The sequence below is a fragment of the Lentimicrobium sp. L6 genome (assembly GCF_013166655.1).
Classification (GTDB): domain Bacteria; phylum Bacteroidota; class Bacteroidia; order Bacteroidales; family UBA12170; genus UBA12170.
In genome coordinates this window covers 1-20,310 of the sequence record NZ_JABKCA010000058.1, presented here as the reverse complement: position 1 = coordinate 20,310, position 20,310 = coordinate 1, and the positions used below count along the sequence as shown (strand labels likewise).

The following is a 20,310-nucleotide window of genomic DNA, read 5'->3' as shown; positions in this document are numbered from 1 at the left end:
TTAATTCTGTGTGAGCAAATAAAAAAAAGCACCTATAACAATGTTATAAGTGCTTGATGTGGGGACTGCTGGATTCGAACCAGCGACCCTCTGCTTGTAAGGCAGATGCTCTGAACCAACTGAGCTAAGCCCCCATTACATTTTGTACTTTGCTAATTCCTTTTTGTCCTTAGCGAGTGCAAATATAGAATATTTTTAAATATACGAATCAGATTTTTAAAATATTTTTCTGAATTATGATATTTGCATTTATCCAAGGTTTTAGACAAAAAAAAAGCATTCAAAACCTAAGTTTTAAATGCTTTTTTAGTGGGGACTGCTGGATTCGAACCAGCGACCCTCTGCTTGTAAGGCAGATGCTCTGAACCAACTGAGCTAAGCCCCCATTAAATTTTGCACTTTGCTAATTCCTTTTCGTCCTTAGCGGTTGCAAATATAGAGATATTTTGAAAATACAAGCCATTTTAGAACTATTATTTCAAATTTATTTTTTCACCAATCGTATCCCTTTATCTTCCAATACAATAAGCCTTTTACTATAAAGAGTCCCTAAAGCTTTTTTAAATACTTTTTTACTCATATGAAGAAATTCTGCTACTTCCATGGGATGACTTTTGTCGTGAAGTGCTAAATAACCATCATTTTTCTCTAATTTATCTAGAATTTTCTGAGCCGCTGGCTCAATACTTTCATAGCCCTGTTGCTGTAGACTCAAATCAATTTTACCATCTGGACGGATTTTCTTCACCCAAACCTTTAGTTTATCTCCTATTTCCAATGTCCTGAAAGTTTCACTTTTATATAGTAATCCTTGATGCGCATCCTCAATAATAGCTTTAAAACCCAAGTCTGATTCATCAATAATAATGGCATCTACTTCTTCACCTTCCTTAACTACGATATGTTCTGTAACCAGATATTTATTGAGCTTGGTAGTACCGAATAGTCGTTCAGTTTTCTCATCTAAAACTAAACGCACCACCACGGTATCACCTGCTGACATTCTATGTTGTTGCTCGCTAAATGGAACCAATAAGTCCTTTTCCATACCCCACTCTAAGAAAGCACCAAATGAATTGACATCTTTTACTAGTAAAAAAGCAAACTCATTGACACGAATCAAAGGCGTATCTGTAGTAGCTACAATTCTATCTTCAGAATCTTTATAAACGAACACTTTAACTTGTGTACCCTCCTCACAATTTTCAGGCACATATTTATTGGGCATCAGAACCTCATAATCCTCATCATCAACCAAATACCATCCATTATCTGTTTGTCTTTTTGCCGCTAGCTCGTTATATTCTCCTAATTGTATCATTTCAATATTTTTTTTGCAAAGGTAATTTAAACCACGAAATAACCATTCTTCAATTGTGGAACCACATTAAGGCTATCCAAAGTCAGACAATAATCCACATCATTCTTAAATCCTTTAGCCCTTAATAAATTTAAATGGTAACAGTCTTTCAAACTCTCTTGAAGCTTATTTTCATCTTTAATAGCTAATGCCATGGATTGTGCACTGTCACTCAGTTTATAGCCCTTAGTTCTTGTCAACCTGTTAACTAAAATACCTGCTGCTAATGAATCATCTAGACTAAATTGCCCATTAGTTCCAGAACAAATGATGGTGATATCCTCTTCTAATAAATCTAATCGTTTAACTACTGCTTTCATATTTACAAAAGCAGCTGTAACAACTTTTATAGCACGATGGGCTATTGCTACCGCTTGAGTCCCATTGGATGTACAGAGAACTATTTCTTTTCCATCAATAAGCTCGCTACGCATTTCAAGAGGAGAGTTACCAAAATCAAATTTCGCTAACTTTATGGCATTTCTCTCGCCAGCCAAAAGTAGATTAGTATTTTGAGTTTTTAGAGTTAGAGCCTGTTGAGAAGTTTGAACCGTCTTTACTTTTGTGGCACCATTTGCCAAAGCTGTGGCCATGACAGAAGTTGCACGAAGCACATCTATCACAACAGCTACTTGTCCAACTAATTCCTTAGGAGCCACATCCTGATGCCGAAATATCACATTTATTTCGTGCATTAGAAACCAATATTAAACCCACCTGACAATGTAGTCTGGTTTCCAATATAAAATTCTGGCGTCCATTTTTTTACCAATTCCTCATCTCCTTCAATATTGCTAATGGTGGCATTGGCCCAAACATATACATTATTCACGACTTCATATTTAATATTCAAAGCATAGGTGGTATTCTTCCAACTTACCTCTTCCATAAACGGCGTAGCTACAATATCACTACCCGTTTCATACTTGGCATCCGGACCATGGCGTGCGATAAAAGCTTCCCCTTTTATATGCAAGCCTCTAATGGGTTTAAACTTGAGGTAGAAATATATTTCATCGCTATTATCTCGTAAATAATGCCCCATATTATATTTATTAGACTCGAAGGTTGTCGTTGATATTGGGTGCTGATAAGTACCTGGTAATGTTTTAGAGTATTCGAAACCTATTTCATAATTGTTCACCAAGAAATTACTTAATTGAAAACCACCTTTCCAACTCCAAAAATTATGAAGCGAATCGGTTTTCATCCTATCGAATTTTATCTCGTCGGAATATAAAGCGCCGTATAAATGCAAATGCCTGATCAACCTCACAGAAACATCAGCAAAGAGCTGAGAATTTTGTCCTGCTTGCCCATAACTATCTGTAGCATTATATGTATGGTCTATAGGTTTGTAAACAAATATGGGCATCCAGAAGGCTGGATGATCCACATCACTATAAACAATACTATTTCCTATGGAAACATTTAATCCTTTTATGGGACGAACAGTGAACATATTAGCTGTCATCCACTTTTTGCGAAATACGGAGCGATACCGAGGATCATTGCTTGTACCATCCCAATAACTACGCGCACTATCCACTACTTCACTCACCAACCAGCCATGAACATAATTAAACTCGAGCCAATAAGCAGGTTTTAACTTAATAGCTATTTGAGCAAACGATGGCTGCTTACCTGAGAAGATATTGGCGCCGTGGGTATTGGTTCCCCATTCAAAATGGTCTTTTATCACGCCTATTTCTCCCCAATTCCAACTAAAAGTAACTCCTCCTCTCATCTCACTCCAATCCACTCCTCCGTCTCTATACTTAAAATTCCCTCCAGACATGGGAGTCAAATAATCCGTCTTATTAAAAATAGTTGTACTATGATGATCTCGGAGACTGGCATAAACGCCAACATGCTCGCCTATATATCCATAACCTTGCAGCCCACCATAACTAAAAGACTCTGTTCCATTATCGTTATTAAACATATTATAACCGTAGACTGGCTGTATTTGAAAGCTAAATAATTTATCTTGATAGAATCCTCCTAAGGGATTGATATCTATTCCAAACCCGTCAGTTTTCTTAAGAAAGTTAACCTTAGGATTTAAACTCAACCTATCATGTAATTCCAAGGTAAAACCTGTCAAATAGAAATCAAGTTCTTTAGATTGTCTTTGAGACATTTCGTTACGATATCCTTCCGCCTCTTCCAGTTTCTCTGCGATAAAATTTCTGCTATAGGGTTTTATTACACTATTGATTTCTATCCAACCCTCAGTTGCCAATTCATCTAAATAATCATAGATATTTTCATTGCTAATATGTTCATACACCACTTGAGAATGTATATTAATCAAAGCCGAAAACATCAATATCAATCCTATTATATATTTCTTCATATTATGCATTTTTAGAAAATAGTTTTAGGAACATTTTAATGAACCAATGAAAAACTTTGTAATGGCTATTGGTAAAACGGCCATAATTGAGGATTCTTCCTCCAAATTTACTTTTAAACTCACGAACGCCATAAGAATGTGATGGTACTCCGGCACCCATAAAATCGAAACCTGTGAAGTCATTATCCATGGCATATTTTATACCTGCCCATGTAGCCATTACTGAAGGATAAGCGGGTTTACACTCTTGATCTAATCCAGCCACATACCACTCATATACCATTTTATGCTGATAAATAGGCAACATAATCCCTCCTACTATCCTCCCATCATAATGCACCAAAAGGTATTTCCCATGACCTTTTTGAACCACATGATTATAAAAACTCTCAAAGAAATGCCAATCAGGAAGTGGTTTATTAATTTTTGTGCGGTACAAATCGGCTAGAATCTCATAAAACTGATTGACTTGGCCAATATCTGGTTTTTTAATGATTTTAGCTCCATTGGCTATGGCTTTTTTAATCTGACGACGTTTACTTTTACTAAATGAAGCTTCCACATCACGATTAGTCAGAGGAATCTGATAATTCAAATGCGCCTCATATTTAAAGCCGTTCCTCAAGAAAACATCTATTTGATGGCTCCAACTGTGTAAATTTCTAATTTCAGAATAAATAGCTTTGTGTTTAGTAAAATCAGCATAGACTTTCAGTAATCCATCGAGTATTTTCTCCCCATTGGTAGGAATCAAAGGTCCTCCAACAATTAATGATCGCCTAAAAAACCTATCTGGGATTCGCTTACTTTTTCGTTGAATCACAAATAGGAATCCTCCCAGTAACTTTTTACTATTGCTATCTTTTGCCACACAATAAAAAGGACGAAACTCACTAGTGTGTATGTAAAATTCATAAAACAAACTCATTTGAAAAGAATTACCTCTGGGATGAGATTTTACAAAATCATCCCAAGAATCTCCAATATTGTTTTTATGAATGAAATATTCTATCATGAGGGTTTGAAGATAGCTATTTTTTATAAATCTGTTTCAAAAAAGCAGGAACTAGCAAATAAGTGGTCAATAAACCTGCCACATTATAAATCAAATCTAAAGGATTAAATGTCCTATCAGGAATCCAAATTTGATGTATTTCATCGGCACATGCAAAAATAACTAAACCAATTATTGCCCAAAAGTATTTTCTAAATGGAAAAACGCCATCGATACTAGATTTCCATACGATAAAGAAAGTCCCCCAAATGGCAAAAACTCCAAAGTGTTCCAGATAATCCAAACGGAAAGGTTCATTCCATATATTTATCTTTTGTGTTGGAATATTGGGTAAAGAAGACAATATAAAAATAGTTAATCCCCAAAGCCAGAATAGTATTTTAAATAGTTTCTTTTGTTGAAGTAGTTGCTTCATAAATTAATTACTCCTAGCCTTTTTAATGAGAATATTATAAAATGCTTTAAAGAAATAACTCACATCGGTTCTAAAAGGATGTTTTTCGTATGCTTCTAGGTATTTCATTTCAGACGCCATAATTTCTTCTAAAGTCACAGGCATATCTACGTAGAAAGGAGGAACTAAGCCTGGTTTATATTTTAACCTACGTTCTTTTAATTCATCGGAATAAAGATTAAAATAATGGGAACTTAATGGCCTTACACCAACAATTTTCATCTCTCCTTTAAACACATTGAGGAACATCGGAAGCTCATCTAACCAAAATTTCCTCATAAATTTACCAATAGATGTCACACGAAAATCATCGGCAAACTTCCCTCCATCTTGTAATTTATTCCTATCGTAAATATAGCCTTGTAAATATTCAGAATAAGGATGCATGGTCCTCATCTTATAAACTCCAATTTTATTTCCTCCTTTACCAAAGCGACGAAGTTTAATTAAAGGACCATAGGTTGGGTTGGAATCAAATACCGGCTCAGCAATCTTACGCGTCACAAAGTATAAATCAGAGCCTATCAACTTTTCTTCTACTATTTCGAATCCACAACTATAAAGTCTACCGAAAGTTTCGGCTTTTGACATCACCCTATTCCTTCCTTTCGTTAAAATAAAATATATTTTTTTTGTAGTCCATAATTTTGGCATAATACGTTTAAAACCAAAATCGATACTATATACAACCCAGTTAATCCCCGGTGGGAATTTTTTCAATATTCTTTGTTTGCGGAGCGTATAGGTTTCCACATAATTAAGATACAAACCTCCCATGGGTAGCTTGGCGTTCACCGCTTCAAAAAACTTATTGATTCGAAGAATATCATTGATTCTCTTTAAATTTACTACTGAGTTATACTCTGCCTTAGGTTGATTATAAATATTGAATTTAGTTGAAGTGGAAACCAACATAAGACTTGGGTCTACCAAAGGAATATGCTCATCAATAAACTTAAGCACCTCATTACCCACTTCACTTTGTATCAATTGATGTTTTTGCTCCAATCCCTCGCTTGACTTGGCTTGCTCATCAAAAGTTGGATATTCATATTCTTTTTTGAATTTTGGAATCTTTTGAAAGCGCTCCAAGTCATCCATTTCCTTATTCAATTCTCGGTTGTGAACAAAGAAAGAACTCGCTACGCCCTCTAAAATTGTTGCAAAGACAACTGTTAAAACAATCATTAACCTACTATAGCTCAAAGAAGCAAAAAAGATAACAAAAGTGATAGAAAATAGGATAAAGAGATTGCTTTTTATAATAGACAACACATAAGCTTTGCTATTCTTAGCCTTATTAGGATGATATTTCCCAAAAATAACAGACGAACCTATCCATACCGCTTCAAATATTAAAAAAGGCACCCAATAATAATTAAATACCGCCTTTTCCTTGCCTGTCTTAAAATAAGCAGCCAACATAAAGGCAATAAATACAAAGAGTATATCAAAAAGTACAAAAATCAGTGTGCGTTTCTTCATTGAGATTTTGATTTGCTTGCAAATGTAGTGAATTAGAAAAAAAATCAATTATTATACGTTAAATAATTAGTGGCTATTTCGAAATTATCGAATTTTACTACTTTTGCAGGCACAAATCAAAAAAAGCATATGGATTTAAGCAAAATTTTATCGATAGCCGGTAAACCCGGATTACACAAAATGATTTCTCAATCTAAATCAGGATTGATAGTAGAATCTTTATTAGACGGAAGAAGAATCCCTGCATTTTCACACGAAAGAATTAGCTCTTTAGAAGAGATTAGCATATTCACTGAATTAGATGATGTTCCTTTGAAAGAAGTTCTTAAGAGTATTTATAAGAAAGAAGACGGAAAGAAAACCATCAGTCATAAAAGTTCTGCAAACGAGTTAAAAGGATTGATGCTTGAAATACTTCCTGACTATGATCAAGAAAGAGTATACGTTTCTGATATCAAGAAATTAATTAGCTGGTACAATCTTTTAATCGAAAATGAACTGATTGATTTAGAAGAAGCGACCAAAGAAGAAGAAGAAGCAAATTCTGAAGAAGAGACTTCAACAGAAAAATAAAAAAAATAAACACAAGATTTTAGCTATTAAAATCTTGTGTTTTTTAAACTGCAAAAAATGTATAAACTCATTATTCGTCCAGTTCTTTTCCAAATGTATGCTGAGAATGTTCATCATTTGATCAAAAAGACCTTGAAAATTGGATTTGCTATTCCATGCATTAAAAACATAGTGAGAGGATGTTATGCAGTTAAAGATAGTCGCTTAGAACGAGAAGTCTTTGGCATCAAGTTTAAAAACCCTGTTGGAATTGCTGCAGGGTTTGACAAGGATGCACAAATGTTTAACGAGTTGGCAGAATTTGGATTTGGTCATATAGAGATTGGTAGCGTAACTCCAAAAGCCCAGCCCGGAAATCCCAAACCAAGAGTATTCCGCTTGATTAAAGATCATGCGATTATCAATAGAATGGGCTTTAATAATGGCGGTATCGATTTCGCTGTTAAGAATTTAAAAAAGAGAAAAACCAAGGCTATCATAGGAGGTAATTTAGGCAAGAACACCGCAACACCAAATGATATAGCTGTACAAGATTATTTAGCTGTATTCGAAGGGTTATTTCCCTATGTGGATTATTTTGTGGTGAATGTAAGTTGCCCCAATGTGACTAATCTTTGTGAATTACAAGATCAAGACTTTTTAGAGGAAATTCTTTTTACAGTACAGAAAGCCAATAATAAGAAAGCCAAACGTAAACCTGTTTTACTTAAGGTAGCTCCAGACTTAAACGAGAAACAGCTTGATGAAGTAATCGATATCATTAAGAAAACCCAGATTGACGGCGTAATTGCTACGAACACCACCGTTACACGCGAAAACTTAGAATGCGAATTTGAATCGATAGGAAACGGTGGACTCAGTGGAGCTCCTCTAAAAAACAAGTCTACCGAAGTGATTAGATACCTCGCTACCAAGAGTAAAAAAGCATTCCCTATTATTGGGGTTGGAGGAATTCATACTGCAAAAGACGCACTTGAAAAAATAGAGGCTGGGGCTGATTTAATTCAAGTCTATACAGGATTTATTTATGAAGGCCCAGGAATTGCCAAAAGAATTAATAAAGCGATTTTAAAATCAATGAAATAATATAATTACTGTATTTTATTTCCTTCTTTATCTAAGAAAAGCCATTTTTCACCCATTCTTACCTTCAATTTCCCATCGTTAACATCCTCGGCTTCGTCGAATTTTATTTCAATAACAACTTTTCCAGTTAAATCCACATATCCAAATTTCTCTCCCTTCTTTACCACGGCTAAACCACCCTCAAAATACATCAAGTCATTATCATATTCAAATGGCACCACCTCGTTTCCTTTCAGATCTATTAGACCCATTTTTCCGTTTAAAACTACCGAAGCATAGCCCATATAAAAACAATCTGCTTTCTCGTAAACATGAGGAATGACTTCTTTTCCATCATTATCTACGAAGCCCCATTTACCCTCATCATTTTCTGAGGTAAAAACATCTTGACCAAAGGAAACAAGAGCAAAAAGACTAAATATTAAGCTGAACAAAAGTGATTTCTTCATAATAGATTTCATTATATAATTTGGCTTGCAAAAATAATATTTTTATAAAATGCTCAAAATTCATTTTCAAGATTCAAAAAACAACCTTATGAATATTCCGCATAGAACATTAAAAGGCTTACATATAACCTTCTCTCCTCTTTGAAAACTTGGCCAAACCTCCAAGAGAAGTCTCCTTATACAAACTAGGCAAATCATGTCCTGTTTGTTTCATAGCCTCTACGGTTTCATCAAAACTGACCAAGTGCGTGCCATCACCCAAAATAGCGAAGCTGGCGGCATCTATGGCTCTGACAGCACCGTGTGCATTTCTTTCAATACATGGAGCCTGAACTAAGCCCGCTATCGGATCACAAGTCAGGCCTAGGTGGTGCTCCAAACCTATTTCTGCAGCATACTCAATTTGCCCAGTACTTCCACCTACTAATTGTGCGGCAGCGGCAGAAGCCATAGAACAAGCCGCTCCAACCTCTCCTTGACAACCTACTTCAGCGCCAGAAATGGAAGCATTTTCTTTAATTAAATTCCCAACAAGACCTGCTGTTGCTAAGGCCCTTATTATTTTTTGATCGGTAAATTGGTAAGATTCCTGAAGAAACAAAAGAACAGAAGGTAAAATCCCACAGGAACCACAAGTAGGAGCAGTTACAACAGTTCCACCGCTGGCATTCTCCTCACTTACTGCTAAAGCAAATGCGAATAATTTAGATGTATTTTGTAAATGACGCCCCATGGTCTTGGAACGAACATAATAAGAGCTGGCTTTTCTTCTAATACCTAAAGGGCCAGGTAGAACCCCTTCATTTTCTAGACCATTTCGGATGGTGGCTTTCATCTGGGTCCAAATATCAGCTAAGAATGTTTTAAAATCGTCATCCTCCACCTCAAATACATACTCCCAATAGGATTTACCGGTTTGCTGCGACCAATCTAATATCCCAGCCATGGTGCGATAAGGATAAAGGTTTGCAGCCATTTGCATTTCGTCTTTATCGGCATCATTTACTATTCTACCTCCACCAACACTATAAACTAAATTCTCAGCTTGTAGACTATCTTTCTCGTCAAAGGCTTGAAATAATAAGGCATTGGAATGAAACTCTTTTCTTTCTTCAGGTTTCCAAATAATTTCTAGTTTTTTATCTTCAAAAACCTCCTCAATGGCTTGATCAGTTAAATGGCCTTTACCAGTTAATGCCAAACTTCCAAAAAGAGTCACCTTAAAACTTGAATACTTTTCGTTTTTTGATAAAAATGCAATAGCTGCTTTTCGAGGCCCCATAGTATGGCTACTCGATGGTCCTTTTCCTACTTTATATATTTCTCTGATGGATTCCATATTGTTCGTATTTGAAACGGCTAAATTAGGAAAAAGCTAGGATAAACAGAGTTTATTTCAATAGCTTATTAAATGGTTAAATCTACAACTTAGACTCATTTTATAAAAAACTAGAGCCTACCTCATAGTACAAAGGAAACTTAATAGTAGTGATTATTTACTTATTCTAATGCAAGTTTTGATATCGTAGATAAAACATTTTTTAGAATTTATGATTTAGACAAAAGCGGGTATGAATTCTCAATTTCATCCTCATGAAACACATTAGGAATTTCAATATTCACAATAGTACCTCTTTTTAATTTGCTATCGATAAAAACCTTCCCTCCGAGTAATTCTAATCTTTTTCTCAGGTTTCTCAAACCACTACCATTATGCTCTGCCTTTACATCCATTCCCGAACCATTATCCTCTACCATTATTCCAATATAATCTTCATGACGTGTGACTTCAATTTCAATTTCGCTAGCATCGGCATGTTTTATGGCATTTTGCAATAGTTCTTGTATTGTTCTATAAATATCGACTTGAGCTACCTGTTCTACTTTATCCCACTGGTTTTTGGGATGGAAAGACAAAACGATATCTACATTTGTACGCAACATATATTGCTCCACATAAACCTTGAGTACTTCCTTTACAGATGTTTCTTCAAACTCAGGCGGCAATAAATCGTGGGAAAGATTCCTGACTTCCTGATAAAGTCGTTTTACATCCTCCAAAAGAAGGTTTAAATCGTGAGACTCCTCCTCTTCTTGAATATTCTCTAAAAACAATTTAATCCCCGTAAGATGGCCACCAACGCCATCATGTAGTTCACGAGAAATCCGTCTTCTCTCCTCTTCTTGCACAATCATTCTTTGCTGAGCAATTTCTAGTTTACTTTCTTTAATGAATTCACTTATTTTTTGCTCACCTAAAGCCTCACTTTGAGAGACAATTTCTTCCGTTCTTAATTGAATAGTTTCCTCCAATTGTTTATTATGCTTCTTTATTCTTCTTATCCTAAAGTTTCCATAGAGGAAGGAACTCAATATAAATACTAAAATATAAAAAACATAGGCTATTGTGGTTTTATACAATGGAGGGATAATTCTTATTTCGAGTTCAATAGGCTTCTCTGTCCATAAACCATCCTGATTGCTAGCCAATAATTGAAAAGTATACTTACCATAGGGCAAGTCAGTATATTTTGCTTTTCTATTGGTATAAGAGGTAGTTATCCAATCTTTATCATACCCCTTCAACCGATAGGAGTATTCATTTTTTGCTGGATTGATATAATCTAAAACTGAAAACTCTATGGTGAAGTTATTTTGTTCATCACTAAGCTTCACATCAGAGATATTTGATAAATCATCGAATGCTAAGCTATCGAAAACATACATCTTTGATAATACAGGATTGGGCAAGATTGGGCTTGGATATATGCTATCGGGGTGGAAGACAGTGAGTCCTTTTCTGGAACCAAAGACCAACTCCCCTGAATATAATTTAGCCGATGCCTTTTGGCTATAAGTATTGGATGATATACCATCCCTTGTTCTGAATTGTTTGAATGAATTAGCTTCCTCATTAAATTTTATAAGACCCTCATTCGAGCCTAACCAATAAACCCCTTTATCATCTTCTTCCATCGCCAGTACTTCTGAAGTAGGCATACCATTTTCTTTAGAAAACAATTTAAATGTCTCTGTTTTTCTATCGAATTTATTCAAACCTTTATCTGTACCTATCCATATATTATTTTGGCTATCTTCAAAAACAAAATTGGCTTCCTTCCCTTTGTAGGAAGCAGAATCGTAGGGTAAATCATGATAGTGTTTAATCGTATTTGTTGCGGTATTTAGATAGTCAACGCTATACCCATTTGACCCATTTCCAATCCAAATATTGTCTTTGGAATCTGATAACAAGCAAGTGGTTAAGCTAGTCTGGACACTATTCTCATCGGCAGAAAATTTTCTGATAAAGGAATTTGATTTTAGATTGAATATACTATAACCGCAGTTTGTTCCCAGATATAAGCCATCATCTCTTTCCGTTATGGAATAGATGGTATTACCTGAAATTGAATGGGGATCCATTTCATCATGAAACCATGATTGAAAATTACCACCTTCCTCATCATACAAATTAAGCCCCTCTTGTGTTCCAATCCAAAAATTTTGCTGCTTATCTATGAAAATATCGTGAATAATTACATTTGAGAGTTCAGAATTCTCAGCTGTTAGGTAATTCTTTATGGTTTTGTTTTGATTCAAAATATACAAACCATTATCTGAGGAGACATGGATTAAGCGATTTTTATTGATAATAATCTCATTAATTTTCGTGGACTCAAACCCCTTTATCTGAACAAGATCATTGTAATTCTGTAGTTTTGATTCTGCTACAAAATACAGACCCTTTTGTGTTCCAATATAAATAGTATCATCAGATGAATATAAATCGGTAATCTCTGAAGGAAGGTTGATACTTTTAAGTTCACGATCTTGAAGTCCTAACTTAACCTTTTTCAGTCTGTTTTCATTGGCTAACCAAATACAGTCCTCCTCTTTTGCTTTTTCAATGCTGTTAACTTCCTGATTTATTCTTAAGTTTTTAGTAAAGGTCTCATTAATGTCATCAAAGGTCCAAAGGTTGAAATTAGTATATGCAAATAAATTTCCATTGATAATCTCATATCCATTTGGTCTTTCCGTTTTATCTAGATTAATTGTCTTAAAATGCACCGAATTTGCATTTAACATATTCTTATTAACATTAAGGTCTCTATATGCCCCATGCTTATTTTTGTCAAAATTGAGAAAGGCGAAATTTAGAGAAAAAAGATAATTTTTATACGATTGAATAATTGGCACATCCGTTTTAGTGTTAATTCCAATTTTATTAAAGGAATCATATAACTCTAAACTATTCCTGTCAAATTTCGCAAGTGATGTTGCTCCAAAAAAGCCTACAAAGAGCTCATCATTTGCTTCTGCAAAATCGACATACCAATCATATCCATTGAATTTTTTTTCCGAGATGGAGTAGTGCTTGAATTCTTCTTCACCGTTCCTTAAAAAATCCATCCCCTGACCTGTCCAACCACCTATCCAGATCGTCTCCTCCTTATCCTGATACAGACATTTAATTTTATCATTTAGTAAACCTTCTTTGTTTTGGGGATCATGTCGATATGTTTTAACACTATTCTTGTTCTTATTCAAAACACTAATACCATTAGAAGTAGCAACCCAAATATTACTGTCATTAGTTTGAATCACATCTTTTACATCATTATCAATGATGGATGCCTCAACATTACTAATATGCCTAATGTGTTGAAAGGCCTGTTTTTGTGGGCTTAATTTAGAGACCCCTGAGGGAGTCGCTATCCAAATATTTCCTCTTTTGTCTTCTAGGATATCCCATACTCTTTTATCCGCGATTGAATATGGATTATCATCAGTATGCTTATATTGGGTGAATTTGTTTTTACTAATATCATACTGAACTAGGCCAAGAGTATAGCCTCCCAACCATATTTGATTATTCGTACCCTTTAGCATATAATATATAGATGCAAACGGCAAATTTCTTAATATTTGTTTTTGGGGTTCATAAATAAGCGTTTTACTATGGACATTTCCGATATAATAAGTCCCGTTATTATCCTTTAAAACAGATGAATAAGAATGAAACCAACTATTATTCCCCATATTAACCAACTTAATATCCCGATCTTCAAATAATTCAAACTTCTCTTCTTTAATATAAAAAATCTGGGTTTTATTTTTATAACAAACCCAAATCTTATTTCCATCTCTGAATAACCTATGTATAAAATAAATGTCATTTTGAGATGGAGGATGCTTGTAAAACTTAAGAGTAGAATCCTCTATATTAAATTTGTGAAGATAGCCCTCATAAGTATCTATCCACAAAACTCCTGAGGAGTCTGATAACAAATCACTGATATAGTTATTTTGCAAAGCATTTTTCTCTCCAGTCTCTGCATAAAATCTATAAAAAGACCCTTCAGATCGGTTGAGTTTATTCAGTCCATTTTTAGTTCCTATCCATAAATCACCATAAATATCTTCTTCAATAGCTGTGATAAAATTGTCAGATATAGAAGAGCTGTCATTAGGATTATTTTGATAATTGGTGAAATCATAACCATCGTATTTACTAAGTCCTTCAGATGTGCCAAACCACATATAACCCTGTTTATCTTGCAGTATTAATTTTACATCTTCACTAATCAAACCATCCTCCGTAGTATAATTATCAAACTTTGAGTACAAATCTTTTTTAACGGTATAACCTTCACGGAAATACTGTGCCTCCTGAGCATATAAAAATATACTTTGTAAGCCAATACAAACCAGAAGAATATACTTAATCAGAGGATGCATGATTCGTTTTATTTAGGGAATACAATTTACTATTTTTTCATTTGCATAAAACAATTCAAACAATTATTCTTCCATAATAACAGTATGCACTCCTGGGGTTTCCATAAATCCATAATCTTCACCATCGACTAGAATCTTAACCTTTCCATGGAATGGATGCGAAACGATAGCTTGCCCTAAATGATTAGAGTAGGACTCAAATACAATAGGCTTATCGCCTTCACAAAGCCATAGAAGCTGAACATTGTACCCTTCCATGGCCCTTCCTAAAGTTCTATTTAACAAATATATAATAGTGAGCGCCATAATCATTATATTTTAATAGTTCAATAACAAATGTAAACCCAATAAAAATAATGGCACTCCCCCTTTACCGTGATTTCCTTCTCTCAGGGTTTACCGTGAGTTTTCAGTCTTAGATACATTATTGAGATAACAAAAAAGCTTGGATCTCACCCAAGCTTTTTACTGTCGCATGTATAAACCTTTGCAAGTTTATATGATACAATGAACTTCCTCAGTCCACACTCATCTTTTCCCTTAGCAACATTATAATTGCACATTAATTAAAGGATTACAAAGTTAAATATTTCAGCCGAATAATTCATCACGGTTTACCATGATATTTCAATTCACTAAAGAAACCTTATAATAGACTTTAGAAATCTTTAAAAAATTAAATTCGACCATAACACTATTTCTGTATGACAAACTTCCTCAAGCCTATCTCCTCTCCATTCTTTAGCTTTAACAGATACACTCCGGATTGCAGTTCGGTGAAATCAAGTTCAGCTTCATATTGAAGACCTTTATAATTTGCAGAAATCCTTCTTATAAATCGACCTTCTAAATCCCAAATTTCAATCTCTTCTATCTCCACTTGTCCAGCTGTCTTACTCACGGCTAAACTAAAATGACCTTCATTTGGGTTGGGGTAAATATCTATTTGACCAAAAGCTTGTTGATTAAGCTCCTCTATGCCTGTGAAGATTATATAAATCCCACTTAAGGTATCCACATAATAGTTCAGGTCAGTAATATGAGTTTCCGAAGTACTGATACTTACCTGATATACAGAATCCATTCTTAAACCAGGCATATCCACTTTTACCTTAAAATTACCATTAGGTAGATTATCAAACTTCCACTGCCCTTCCTCATCAGATATTTCAAAGCTGCTCACATCACTTATTTTATCATCAGCAGCATCAAATTCAAGTATGACATCTACATTCTTCACCGGCTCTCCTTTAGAATTGAGGTAATATACGCCTCCACTTAAACTTGAAGGACCATTGGGTATTGGATTATGATCTACTAAACTAAAATCAACATGCTCTATAACTTCATTTCCTAAAGAAGCCGAAACAACTGTTGCATCCGTCCAATAAAAAGCATCATCATACCAACGAGGAAATACAAATGGATAATCGAATTTATTAGGTATGGCATGTATCAAATATTCCACACAAGAAGACATTCCTACAAACTCATAATCTCCATTTTCTTGTATTGGGGTCAAGTCAGCAAAAACAGATAAAACTCCATCTGACAAATAGAAAGCGGCTACATAACCATTTTCAATAGGCTCACCATTGGTTTTAGATACATTTCCTTTAATGGTAACGCCAGAGTATGGAATTAATGGCTTTATAATATCGCCATAACATCCTGTTTCATCCTCCACTTCTAAATGAACATTAAATGTGGAATAATTCGTCACAAACTCATGCACTGGGTTTTGCAAATTGGAGCTATTAAATGCCCCACTGTAGATATCCCCAAAGTTCCAGTTCCAGGAAACAATTTCACCATTGGCAGAATAAGACTGATCCATAAATACTGCTTCATCATTACACTGATATAAAGCAAACTCAAAATCAGCAACTGGATTTTCTTTCACTAAAGTAATATGTGAAGTATTACTCAAACATAGGTTCTCATTTTCGTAAAAGTAAGTGATGGTATCCTCTTGTCCAGCTACCACTAAGCTAGGATTATACCAAGCATGGCCATCAGATTGCTGCTCTATTCCATTCCCTTCAAAATAGCATTCAGGAGCATGGCTGCCTATTAATTGATGGCTTTCATCTGCAAAACAATACGACATCTCAAGACCAGAAAAATCAATACTCTCTGCCTCAACAACCGTAAACTCCTGATGATATTCACTCAAACACCCCCCTGCTTCTGCATAATAATATGCCAAATCGTAGGGGCCACCAACTGGCAGACTAGAAAGATTAAGCTCTGCCGTTCCATCTCCATGGTCAAGCACACCAGAACCCATAAAATAACCAAATGGAGCCTCACTACCCGTTATGATAGCACTATTAGCATTTGAACAATAAAAGTCATCTAGACCTGCAAAACTAATCTCTACATAATCATAAATGGTGACTTCTTGTATATCCTCTGCCTGACAACCAATATCATTGGTCAATACATATTCAATCTCGAAAGGACCTCCTACACCTGCTAATGCAGGGCTGAAAGTAGCTGTTCCATTATTATGGTCAATAATACCAGGGCCCGAGAAATTTCCTTGAGGATCATTCGATGTTATGATCACATCATCGGAATCAATACAATACTGAGCTAACAAACCCGACTGTATGGCAATAGGATCCTCAAGAACCTGTGTTTGAACTTCGACCTCTGAAAAACATCCATCTGCATTCGTAAATTGATAAATGATGATATGTTCTGCTCCAACACCAACAGTGGAAGGACTAAACCATGCCGTTCCATCTCCATTATCCAAAACACCAACACCACTAAATTCACCTAAAGGAGCTTCACTTCCGGTAATTAGAATATCATTTGTGCTCAAACAATATTGTTCACTAAGACCTTCTATAGAAACTACCGTTGGAGAAGAAACATTAGTATTTTGCATCTCAAAATTATAACAAGACTCGGGACTTGTATAATAATATATAATTTCATGATTTCCTGTGCCAGCCAATTCTGGACTAAACACTGCCGTTCCATCACCATTATCTGTTATACCTTCACCTTCGAAGCTTCCCATTGGAGCCTGATTACCGATCAGGACGATGGGCTCATCATAGGAGCAATAATGACTATCCAAACCTGAAAAAGAAACATTTGGCAAGGAAGCAGGTTCTGTGAGTACTTCAATAGAGCTAGCCTCACATGCATTGGCATCTTGAACTCGAATATAATATTCACCAGCTATTAAGTTTGTAAAAACAGCTGAGCTTTGATAATCCAGTCCATTATTTATGGAGTATAGATATTCCTCTGCTCCACCGTTTGCAGAAATCAGTATTTCCCCATCGTTCCCACCAAAGCAAGCAATATGAACTAAATCAGCAGAAATAGCTAATTCATCTGGCTGAGATATACTCACTATGCTCGTAGATTCACAAGTATTAGCATCTTTTACCATCACCTCATAATCTCCTGCGATTAAGTCAGTAAAGATATTTGAAGCTTGGAAAGTGATTCCATTGTCGATGGAGTATTCATAAGTTGGGACTCCTCCAGAAGCTGTGATTTCAATTCCTCCGGTGGCTTCTCCAAAACAAAGGACATCTGTTATTGTTGTTGTAAAACTTAAAGCTGAGGATGGCTCTGAAATGCTCACCATACTCATTGACTCACATTGGTTGGCATCTTTTACCATGACTTCATAATCGCCAGCTAATAATCCTGTGAAAATATTTGAAGCTTGGAAAGTGATTCCATTGTCGATGGAATATTCATAATCTGTGACTCCTCCGGTGGCTGTGATTTCAATTCCTCCTGTGGCTTCTCCATAACAAAGCACATCTGTTATTGTTGTTGTGAAACTCAATTCTGCATCAGGTTGGCTGATGTTTACTGTTTCACTTGTTTCACAATTATTGGCGTCACGAACTATAATTTCATATTCCCCAGCTATTAGATTTTCGAAGCTATTTTCTGTTTGGAAACTTCCTCCATTATCGATGCTGTATTCATAGTTTGTTGTTCCGCCTATTGCCGTAATTTCTATGGCTCCTGTGGCATTACCGTGGCAAAGGACAACTGTTAGGGTTGTTGTGAAACTGAGTTCTGCATCTGGTTGATTGATGCTGATGGTTTCACTTGTTTCGCAATTATTGGCGTCACGAACTATTATTTCATAATCACCAGCTAATAGGTTTTCGAAAGTATTATCCGCTTGAAAACTTCCTCCATTATCGATGCTGTATTCATAGTTTGCTGTTCCTCCTGTTGGGGTGATTTCTATGGCTCCTGTTGCGTTGTCGTAGCAAAGCACATCAGTTAGGGTGGTGGTGAAACTTAATTCTGCATCTGGTTGACTGATGTTTACTGTTTCACTTGTTTCGCAATTATTAGCGTCTCGAACAACTATATCATAATCACCAGCCATTAGATTTTCGAAGCTGTTTTCCGTTTGGAAACTTCCTCCATTATCGATGCTGTATTCATAGTTTGTTGTTCCGCCTGTTGCGGTGATTTCTATGGCTCCGGTTGCGTTTCCGTAGCAAAGGACATCGGTTAGCATTGTGGTGAAACTGAGTTCTGCTTCTGGTTGACTGATGTTGATAGTTTCACTTGTTTCACAATTATTGGCATCTCGAACTATAATTTCATAATCTCCAGCCATCAGATTTTCGAAGCTATTTTCCGCTTGGAAACTTCCTCCATTATCGATGCTGTATTCGTAGTTTGCTGTTCCTCCAATTGCTTCGATTTCTATGGCTCCTGTTGCGTTGCCGTAGCAAAGCACATCAGTTAGGGTGGTGGTGAAACTTAATTCTGCATCTGGTTGACTGATGTTTACCATTTCACTTGTCTCGCAATTATTGGCATCTCGAACTATAATTTCATACTCACCAGCTAACAAGTTATCAAAGCTATTTTCCGTTTGGAAACTTCCTCCATTATCGATGCTGTATTCATAGTTTGCTGTTCCGCCTGTGGCTGTGATTTCTATGGCTCCTGTGGCGTTGCCATAACAAAGCACATCGCTTAGGGTGGTGGTGAAACTTAATTCTGCATCTGGTTGACTGATGTTTACCGTTTCACTTGTCTCGCAATTATTGGCATCTCGAACTATAATTTCATACTCACCAGCTAATAGGTTTTCGAAGCTATTTCCCGCTTGGAAACTTCCTCCATTATCAATGCTGTATTCGTAGTCTGTAGTTCCGCCTGTGGCTGTAATTTCTATGGCTCCTGTGGCGTTGCCATAGCAAAGCACATCTGTTAGGGTTGTTGTGAAACTTAGTTCTGCATCAGGTTGACTAATGCTGATAGTTTCGCTTGTCTCGCAATTATTTGCGTCACGAACTACAATTTGATAATCTCCAGCTAATAGGTTTTCGAAAGTATTTTCCGTTTGGAAACTTCCTCCATTATCGATGCTGTATTCATAGTTTGCTGTTCCGCCTGTAGCTGTGATTTCTATGGCTCCTGTGGCGTTGCCGTAACAAAGCACATCGCTTAGGGTTGTTGTGAAACTTAATTCTGCATCGGGTTGATTGATGCTGATGGTTTCACTTGTTTCGCAATTATTGGCATCTCGAACTATAATTTCATACTCACCAGCTAACAAGTTATCAAAGCTATTTTCCGCTTGGAAACTTCCTCCATTATCGATACTGAATTCATAGTTTGCTGTTCCGCCTGTTGCAGTGATTTCTATGGCTCCTGTTGCGTTTCCATAGCAAAGTACATCTGTTAGAGTTGTTGTGAAACTTAGTTCTGCATCTGGTTGACTAATGCTGATAGTTTCGCTTGTCTCGCAATTATTTGCGTCACGAACTA

The 20,310-nt window shown here is 35.8% G+C and carries 13 protein-coding genes and 2 tRNA genes; 2 read left to right on the top strand and 13 right to left on the bottom strand.

Annotated elements, in window-relative coordinates; all coding sequences use genetic code 11:
- Positions 1–59: 59 nt before the first annotated feature.
- From HNS38_RS21175 to HNS38_RS21140, 8 genes are all read right to left on the bottom strand, one after another.
- A tRNA-Val gene (locus HNS38_RS21175) sits at positions 60–134 on the bottom strand.
- A 176-nt stretch (positions 135–310) separates the two neighbouring features.
- Positions 311–385, bottom strand: a tRNA-Val gene (locus tag HNS38_RS21170).
- A 99-nt stretch (positions 386–484) separates the two neighbouring features.
- Positions 485–1,321 carry a S1 RNA-binding domain-containing protein gene (locus tag HNS38_RS21165; RefSeq protein WP_172281235.1) on the bottom strand — a complete coding sequence of 279 codons (837 nt, stop codon included), beginning with the start codon at positions 1,319–1,321 and terminating at the stop codon, positions 485–487.
- Positions 1,322–1,347: 26 nt separating this feature from the next.
- Positions 1,348–2,055, bottom strand: coding sequence for a 2-phosphosulfolactate phosphatase (locus tag HNS38_RS21160; RefSeq protein ID WP_172281237.1), 708 nt, complete (start codon positions 2,053–2,055; stop codon positions 1,348–1,350).
- Positions 2,055–3,719: a hypothetical protein gene (locus HNS38_RS21155; protein WP_172345905.1), complete on the bottom strand. Its 1,665-nt coding sequence runs from the start codon at positions 3,717–3,719 to the stop codon at positions 2,055–2,057. Before HNS38_RS21155 ends, HNS38_RS21160 begins: the two co-directional genes overlap by 1 nt.
- 1 nt (position 3,720) lies before the next feature.
- Complete coding sequence (locus tag HNS38_RS21150; protein WP_172281241.1) at positions 3,721–4,734, bottom strand: GNAT family N-acetyltransferase; 1,014 nt, start codon at positions 4,732–4,734, stop codon at positions 3,721–3,723.
- 16 nt (positions 4,735–4,750) lie between these two features.
- Complete coding sequence (locus HNS38_RS21145; RefSeq protein ID WP_172281243.1) at positions 4,751–5,149, bottom strand: VanZ family protein; 399 nt, start codon at positions 5,147–5,149, stop codon at positions 4,751–4,753.
- A 3-nt stretch (positions 5,150–5,152) separates the two neighbouring features.
- Entirely contained in the window at positions 5,153–6,673 is a 1,521-nt protein-coding gene (locus HNS38_RS21140; RefSeq protein ID WP_305847159.1) for a sugar transferase, read from the bottom strand.
- Positions 6,674–6,802: 129 nt separating this feature from the next.
- On the opposite strand from HNS38_RS21140, the gene HNS38_RS21135 reads away from it, so the two are divergent.
- Both HNS38_RS21135 and HNS38_RS21130 read left to right on the top strand, forming a co-directional pair.
- Entirely contained in the window at positions 6,803–7,246 is a 444-nt protein-coding gene (locus HNS38_RS21135; protein ID WP_172281245.1) for a DUF5606 domain-containing protein, read from the top strand.
- 57 nt (positions 7,247–7,303) lie between these two features.
- Positions 7,304–8,332 carry a quinone-dependent dihydroorotate dehydrogenase gene (locus HNS38_RS21130; protein ID WP_172281247.1) on the top strand — a complete coding sequence of 343 codons (1,029 nt, stop codon included), beginning with the start codon at positions 7,304–7,306 and terminating at the stop codon, positions 8,330–8,332.
- Between the two features lie 5 nt (positions 8,333–8,337).
- On the opposite strand, the gene HNS38_RS21125 is transcribed toward HNS38_RS21130, so the two are convergent.
- The 5 genes from HNS38_RS21125 to HNS38_RS21105 form a co-directional block, all read right to left on the bottom strand.
- Positions 8,338–8,781, bottom strand: a complete 444-nt coding sequence (locus HNS38_RS21125; protein ID WP_172281249.1) for a WG repeat-containing protein — start codon at positions 8,779–8,781, stop codon at positions 8,338–8,340.
- A 118-nt stretch (positions 8,782–8,899) separates the two neighbouring features.
- On the bottom strand, positions 8,900–10,120 hold the full coding sequence (locus tag HNS38_RS21120; RefSeq protein ID WP_172345906.1) for an L-serine ammonia-lyase: 1,221 nt from the start codon (positions 10,118–10,120) through the stop codon (positions 8,900–8,902).
- Between the two features lie 209 nt (positions 10,121–10,329).
- Entirely contained in the window at positions 10,330–14,526 is a 4,197-nt protein-coding gene (locus HNS38_RS21115) for a two-component regulator propeller domain-containing protein (protein WP_172345907.1), read from the bottom strand.
- A gap of 63 nt (positions 14,527–14,589) precedes the next feature.
- Positions 14,590–14,832, bottom strand: coding sequence for a hypothetical protein (locus HNS38_RS21110; RefSeq protein WP_172345908.1), 243 nt, complete (start codon positions 14,830–14,832; stop codon positions 14,590–14,592).
- 388 nt (positions 14,833–15,220) lie between these two features.
- A partial coding sequence (locus tag HNS38_RS21105; protein WP_172346641.1) for a T9SS type A sorting domain-containing protein occupies positions 15,221–20,310 on the bottom strand: 5,090 nt, incomplete at its 5' end.